8 protein-coding genes are annotated in these 6411 nt (G+C 56.2%); 4 read left to right on the forward strand and 4 right to left on the reverse strand.

What is annotated here, in order from left to right; translation table 11 throughout:
* Window positions 1-61 precede the first annotated feature (61 nt).
* Genes Q0106_RS02235 through Q0106_RS02250 form a run of 4 tightly spaced genes read left to right on the forward strand, consistent with a single transcriptional unit; the run spans window position 62 to window position 3379 of the window.
* On the forward strand, window positions 62-475 hold the full coding sequence (locus Q0106_RS02235; RefSeq protein WP_297608286.1) for a PTS fructose transporter subunit IIA: 414 nt from the start codon (window positions 62-64) through the stop codon (window positions 473-475).
* A 34-nt stretch (window positions 476-509) separates the two neighbouring features.
* Window positions 510-779 carry an HPr family phosphocarrier protein gene (locus Q0106_RS02240; protein WP_297608289.1) on the forward strand — a complete coding sequence of 90 codons (270 nt, stop codon included), beginning with the start codon at window positions 510-512 and terminating at the stop codon, window positions 777-779.
* A gap of 20 nt (window positions 780-799) precedes the next feature.
* On the forward strand, window positions 800-2689 hold the full coding sequence (gene ptsP / locus Q0106_RS02245) for a phosphoenolpyruvate--protein phosphotransferase (protein ID WP_297608292.1): 1890 nt from the start codon (window positions 800-802) through the stop codon (window positions 2687-2689).
* A gap of 27 nt (window positions 2690-2716) precedes the next feature.
* Window positions 2717-3379, forward strand: coding sequence for a YecA family protein (locus tag Q0106_RS02250; RefSeq protein WP_297608294.1), 663 nt, complete (start codon window positions 2717-2719; stop codon window positions 3377-3379).
* On the opposite strand, the gene Q0106_RS02255 is transcribed toward Q0106_RS02250, so the two are convergent.
* From Q0106_RS02255 to Q0106_RS02270, 4 genes are all read right to left on the reverse strand, one after another.
* Window positions 3376-4722, reverse strand: a complete 1347-nt coding sequence (locus tag Q0106_RS02255; RefSeq protein WP_297608297.1) for an MFS transporter — start codon at window positions 4720-4722, stop codon at window positions 3376-3378. The two genes, Q0106_RS02250 and Q0106_RS02255, sit on opposite strands and share 4 nt — an antisense overlap.
* Entirely contained in the window at window positions 4722-5429 is a 708-nt protein-coding gene (locus Q0106_RS02260; RefSeq protein ID WP_297608313.1) for a 16S rRNA pseudouridine(516) synthase, read from the reverse strand. Before Q0106_RS02260 ends, Q0106_RS02255 begins: the two co-directional genes overlap by 1 nt.
* Window positions 5429-6217 (reverse strand): exodeoxyribonuclease III, encoded by a 789-nt coding sequence (locus Q0106_RS02265; RefSeq protein WP_297608300.1) that lies wholly within the window; start codon window positions 6215-6217, stop codon window positions 5429-5431. Before Q0106_RS02265 ends, Q0106_RS02260 begins: the two co-directional genes overlap by 1 nt.
* On the reverse strand, window positions 6106-6411 hold a 306-nt coding region (locus tag Q0106_RS02270), incomplete at its 5' end, for a hypothetical protein (protein WP_297608316.1). The genes Q0106_RS02265 and Q0106_RS02270, both read right to left, overlap by 112 nt.

Raw genomic sequence — 6411 nt, forward strand, 5'->3', positions numbered from 1 at the left:
CTCTGAATGCTAAACTCCCGGACAAACTCAATTTCATTTTATCGTTGGGGAGTCAGATGCCGTGGTAACAACTGGTCTCTGCATCATTGCCCATGCGCCCTTGGCCTCGGCGCTAAAAACCTGCGCTCAGCATATCTACAGCATGACAGGGGATATTTCCGCGGATCAGATCATTGCTTACGATGTGCCGGCAGAAGTTGACGCCGCCCGGGGGCTTGCTCACGCACAGGAACTCCTCAAAACGCTTTTCAAGCATGCAGAGGGCGTCGTCGTGTTTACCGACCTGACCGGCGCAACTCCTGGAAACATTGCCCGCAAGCTCCTTGAAGACCCCCGCGTTCGCGTGGTGAGCGGCACCAACCTTCCCGCACTCATTGCAGCGCTCAACGCCCCTTCCGATGCCTCAGTGGTGCAGGTAGCCACGCTTGCCGAAGCGGCAGCCCGAGCCAGTCTCGGAGCCCTCTCCGACAACTGAATTTTGAATCCCGCCTTACACATAGGAGCAGAACTTGTTCGAGGAAACGCTCACGCTTCAGAACAAGCTTGGTCTTCACGCACGCCCTTCAGCGCGCCTCGCAAAGACAGCCAGTCTCTTTCGCAGCACCATCACAATCACCCATGAAAAGCATACGGTTGACGCCAAGTCCATTCTTGGACTGATGACCATGGCGCTTCCATGCGGAAGCGTGGTGACGATTTCGGCGGACGGGCCGGATGAAAAAGATGCCGTGCAGACCATTGCCGAACTCTTTCGAGACCGTTTCGGTGAAGACGAATAATTTCTTTGGAGAAAAGACGAATGAGCTCCGAAGAAGAAATTAAAGTCCCGGCTTACCCGGACGCAAAAAATGAGTCCGGCACTGAAGAGGTTCCTCAGAAAACAAAAGAAAGCGTTCTCCGAGGACTTACCGTTTGTCCGGGGGTTGCCTGGGGCAGCGGAATTCAGCTCATGGCGGGCGACCTGGAAATTCCGCAGTTTCCGATTGATCAGACAGACGTTCGCGGCGAAATCCAGCGTCTTCGAATGGCGGCGGCCTCTGCTGTAAAGCAGCTTGAGAGACTCGGAGAAGACCTCGACGAAGATACTCCGGCGGAAGCGGCTGCCTTTCTGGATGTGTACCGAACCATCCTGCAGGATCCGACACTGATCACGGAAACCGCTGCAGTCATCCGTGAAAAGCTTGTTAATGCGGAATGGGCGCTTTCCCTTCGCCTGGAACAGATTCGACGCGATTTTGAACAAATCAACGACGAATACCTGCGCAACCGCGTTGAAGACATCACCGATGTGTTTCAACGCATCCAGCGCATCCTCGCCGGCCGCCGCTCCGCCACAAGCCTTCTTGAAGCCGAGGAAATTGAGGATTCCGTCATCCTGGTAGCCGACCAGCTCGGACCGGCAGACATGCTTCAGCTGCGAGAGCGCGACGACCTTGACATCGTCGGCATCGTAATGGAAACCGGCAGCGCCACAAGCCATTCCGCAATTCTGGCAGCAAGCCTTGGCATTCCTACGCTCGTAGGCGTCGAAAATGCGATCGAGCGCATCGGAACAGGACACGAAATCCTTGTGGATGCCGATGCAGGCCTCGTCAATCTCGCCCCTTCTGATGAAGCAAAGAAGAGCGCGGCCCGCGCCATGCGCGCCCGCAGGCAGCGCAATCGTCAGCTTGTCAAACTGCGCGGTGAAGATGCCGTTACACGTGATGGCGAAGCAGTAGAGCTTCTTGCCAATATTGCGCTTCCCGATGACCTCCCTGAAGCCCGCAAAGCCGGGGCTGCCGGCGTCGGCCTTTTCCGAACGGAATTTCTGTTTCTCAATCGAGAAGACCTGCCGAGCGAAGAAGAACAGGTGGAGGCCTACCAGAAAGTAATCCGCGGCATGCGCGGTCGAATTACCACGATCCGCACCGCCGATATCGGCGGCGACAAGATGCTTTCGCGCGAATCTCTGGCGCTTCTGGCGGACAGCGACTTTGAGGAAGCCAACCCTGCGCTTGGCCTTCGCGCGCTGCGCTTCTGCTTCGCATTCCGTCCTCTCTTCATTACACAGCTCCGGGCGCTCATGAGAGCCGCCACCGCAGGGAGCGTCAGGCTCCTGCTCCCGATGGTTTCAAGCTCCTCAGATGTTCACGAGGTGCGTGCGTGCATTGAAGAGGCCGCTGCCCAGCTTGAGGCTGAAGGCGTTCGCTACCGCAAGAACATCCCGCTCGGCGGCATGATTGAGCTCCCGGCCGCCGTCGCAGGCCTCTCCGATCTGCTGCCGCTTCTCGATTTCTTCTCCCTCGGAACAAACGACCTCGTGCAATACACGCTTGCCGCCGACCGCACCAATGCCTATGTCTCGCGTTACTGCGATGACTGCCATCCGGCTGTGATGCGCTTTATTGCTGAATCCATTCGACGCGTCACCGCTGCCGGAAAAGAAATCTCCGTCTGCGGCGAAATGGCCGGCCGTCCCGAGATGACGCCATTTTTCATCGGTCTCGGCTGCTCGGCACTCTCCATGGATCCGGCACATATCCCGACCATCAAGGAACGCATCCGCGCTCTCAGCGCCGAAGATTGCGAAATCTTCGCCCGCGGCATACTGCGCCGCCGATCCGCAGAAAGCGTGCGCGAAGCGCTCGCCGACTTTAATGAAGCCCTTAAGCCCGATGCCCTGCAATCCGCGGCATCCGCCGGATAACTCGCCTTATGCAAAGGATCAGACACTATGGCCAACGAATACGACAAGCCGCTCACTGACGAAGAATTCGTAGAAATCGGCGAGCTTTTGGCTTCCATCCCGGAACCCTGGGAGTCAATGGAGCCCGATCGGATGGACGGGTTCCTCACCGCTGTCGTGCTTCTCCCTGAACCCGTATCTCCGAGCTCCTGGATGCCCTTCATTTTCGATGAAGAAGGTCGTCCCGACGCCATGCTTCCGGATGAAGCCGATCAGCATCGACTTGAGGATCTTGTCTACCGCCGCTATCGGACGATCGAAAACGATCTGTCCCAGTGCCGGGCGCTCGATCCCATCGTATACGACGTGGAGGATGAATCCGGACGTCCGGTAGGCGGATGGGAGGCTATTGCCGCACTGGAGCCTTTTGCTGCGGGCTTTCTTGAAGCTATGAACCGCTGGCCGGGCCTGCGCGAAACCGGCAGCGAACTTGTCGACAGCGCTCTGCTCGGCATTCTTCGTCATCTCCCCGATGAGCTTGTCGGCGATATGCAGGAAGTGAAGGAAGAGCTCGAATTTGAGAGCCCGCTGGAAAACCTGAAGCAGGCAACGGAAGATCTTGCGGAAAGCGTTGCTGAAATTGCCTCCGTCACCCGCGGATTCACGCCCCGAACCGAACAAAATCATAAAAATAACCGGCGCCGACGCTAATTTTTCCCTGTTGCGCTCTTCGGAGCGCAACGCATGACAAGCCAGACAAGAACAAACACCGGCAGCCCCATGAGCGCCGTTCCGATGAAAAAGTGCTCATATCCGAATGCTTCCACCGCCATGCCGGAAAATCCCGCCAGAAATTTGGGAAGCAGCAGCATGATGGAGCTGAAAAGCGCATATTGAGTCGCTGAATACCTGGAGCTAGTCAAGCCTGACAGATAGGCTACGAAAGCCGCACTTGCCAGACCTGCCGCGAGATTGTCCGCAGATACCGTAACGACAAGAAAAGTGAGATTCGCACCAATCCCTGCAAGAACAGAAAAAAGCAGATTGGTGAGGCTCGAGAGCACTGCTCCGGCGAGAAGTACCGGAAGGACACCGTAACGCATGGCTGCTGCGCCGCCGACAAAAGCACCCAGAAGCGTCATCATGACGCCGAATACCTTGCTCACCGCAGCAACCTCTTCTTTCGTGAATCCGAGATCCTGATAGAAGGGATTTGCCATAACGCCCATAACGACATCGGAAATTCGATAGGTCGCTATCAGCGCAAGAACAAGAAGCGCCGCCCAGCCAAAGCGCCTGAAAAAATCTGAGAAGGGGCCAATAAGGGCTGCGCTGAGTCGTTCCCTTAAAGGAATATGCGTATTGGCAGTGGAAATTTCCTCTCGCGAATCATCATGCGAGGGTTCCGGAGAAAGCAATGTTGCCGCCACTCCGACCAGAACGCTTGCGGCCATGACCCCATAGCTCACAGTCCAGGCGTAATGCATGTATCCGGAAGCACCGTGCCCGGCCCAGGCCGCTATAGCAAGCGCTCCGGCTCCCGCCCAAATCATGCCGAGTCGATACCCGGTCTGATACATAGCCGCATAAGCCGCCTGCCTGCGCTCGCCGGCCGACTCAATACGGTAAGCATCGAGCGCAATGTCCTGCGTGGCAGATGCGAAAGCTGCCAGCATGGCCAATCCTGCAAACGCAAACAAGTCCTTCTGAGGATCCGTGATCGCAAGACCAAAAAGTGCACAGGCAAGCATCAGCTGCGCAGCGAGCAGCCACGCCCGGCGCCTGCCGAGCGTTCTTGAAAGAACGGGAATTGGCATGCGGTCTACAAGCGGCGCCCAGATCCATTTAAAGCCATAGATCAGCCCCACCCAGGAAAAAAAACCGATGGTGGCTAGATCGACGCCGGCCTCACGAAGCCAAAACCCAAGCGTGCCGATGACCAGAAGTAGCGGAAGACCGGAGCTGAAGCCGAAAACAGCCATGCGCATCGCTCCGGGTTCCAGATAGACCTGCCAGCCGCTCTTCTTTCCGGAACTCGAGTTGTCGCAAGCCATCAGCGGCTCTCTCCCCCGAGAACAGCTTCCGGGCCGCTGAGCCAAACCCATTTGCCCGGCTCAAGATTTTCCGGCAGCGCGTATGCCCCCACCCGAATCCGATGAAGCTTTGCCACCCGGTTGCCGCAGGCAGCAACCATTCTCTTTACCTGATGATATTTCCCCTGGGAAATCGTGAGCTCAAGCTTCTCAGGAGCGAGCATCCTTGCCGCCTTGGCCGCAACGGGCTTTGGATCATCATCCAATACAACACCGGAGAGGAGCTTTTCACAGGTATCCGGCTTCATGGGGTGGCAGAGCTCCACCAGATACACTTTATCGACATGCTTTTTTGGATGCGTAAGCCGATGGAGAAGCTTGCCGTCATCCGTAAAAAGAAGCAGTCCGGTCGTATCCCAGTCGAGCCGTCCCACCGGCTGAACAGCGCGCTTGCGAAGAGGCCCCGGGAGAAGCCCCATGACTGAAGGGTGAGCTGAAGGTTTGAGAGAACACTCATACCCTTCAGGCTTATTCATTGCAATCAGCGCCTTTTCGCATACAGGCCACTCTTCGCCGCGCCATGTAAGCACAAGTCCCTTCGGTTCAAAATTCTCGTCCGGATCGTCCGCCACTTTTCCATTGACGGAAACGGCTCCCGCCAGCACGATCTGCCGGCAGTCATAGCGAGTCCCGAACCCTTGCGTAAACAGAATATCGGCAAGCGTCATCATTTCAATTCTCCGTCATCAACCGCATAGTCCACCCAGAGCGGAGCGTGATCGGAAAATTTTTCCGCGGCGTAGATATCCGTTGCCCGTGCAAGCGCTGCAATGCCTGGGGTAGCGAGCTCGTAATCAATGCGCCAGCCGACATTCTTTGCACGCGCCTGCCCGCGCTGGCTCCACCACGTGTAGCGCTCCGGACGCGGATCAAGTCTTCGGAACACATCAACCCAGCCCATTTCATCAAAGAGATGATCTAGCCAGGCCCGCTCTTCAGGCAGAAAACCGGAATGGTCGAGATTGCCCTTCCAGTTCTTAATGTCGATTTCCTTATGCGCAATGTTGACGTCGCCGCATAGAACCACTTCCCGGCCAGCATCCTTTAATGCCTTCAGATGCGGTTCAAAGCGCTCAAGAAACCGGAATTTCGCAAGCTGCCGCTCGTCAGACGAACTTCCTGACGGGAAATATGCGGAAATGACAGTAAGGCGCCCGAAATCCGCCTCGACGCAGCGTCCTTCGGCATCGAATTCATCATCTCCGAAACCAATGCGGACAGAGTCCGGAACTCTTCGCGACCAGAGACCGCACCCGGAATACCCCTTTTTCCGGGCGCAATGGAAAAAGCCGTGATAGCCCGGAAGAGACTTGAGTTCATCGGAGAGATCAGCTTCCTGAGCCTTCAGTTCCTGAATGCAGAGAATGTCCGCATTCTGCTGCATGAACCACTCAAAAAATCCTTTCTTGGCCGCAGATCGAATTCCGTTGGCGTTAAAGGTAAGAATGCGCAGCATGCGCTCTCCTCAATGGAATAGTTCCAGATAATTCTGATTTCTAAAGCTTCTGCAAATGCAGACGGCAACGTTAGCCAGCGATCGCATATTGTCGCATGCCACAATGGCGCCGCCATTTTCAGCTGCAATGGCTCAGTCTTGCAGGGCTGACGCACATTAATTTCTAATTTCAGCTGGAATCTTTTGATTTTCAG

This window comes from uncultured Sutterella sp. (assembly GCF_937923675.1).
Classification (GTDB): Bacteria; Pseudomonadota; Gammaproteobacteria; order Burkholderiales; family Burkholderiaceae_F; genus Sutterella.

Bases quoted from the DNA above. Each gene is read 5' to 3' on its own strand.
- Q0106_RS02255 (WP_297608297.1), bottom strand. From the start codon at position 4,722: ATGGCTTGCGACAACTCGAGTTCCGGAAAGAAGAGCGGCTGGCAGGTC.
- ptsP (WP_297608292.1), top strand. From the start codon at position 800: ATGAGCTCCGAAGAAGAAATTAAAGTCCCGGCTTACCCGGACGCAAAA.
- Q0106_RS02265 (WP_297608300.1), bottom strand. From the start codon at position 6,217: ATGCTGCGCATTCTTACCTTTAACGCCAACGGAATTCGATCTGCGGCC.
- Q0106_RS02250 (WP_297608294.1), top strand. From the start codon at position 2,717: ATGGCCAACGAATACGACAAGCCGCTCACTGACGAAGAATTCGTAGAA.
- Q0106_RS02260 (WP_297608313.1), bottom strand. From the start codon at position 5,429: ATGACGCTTGCCGATATTCTGTTTACGCAAGGGTTCGGGACTCGCTAT.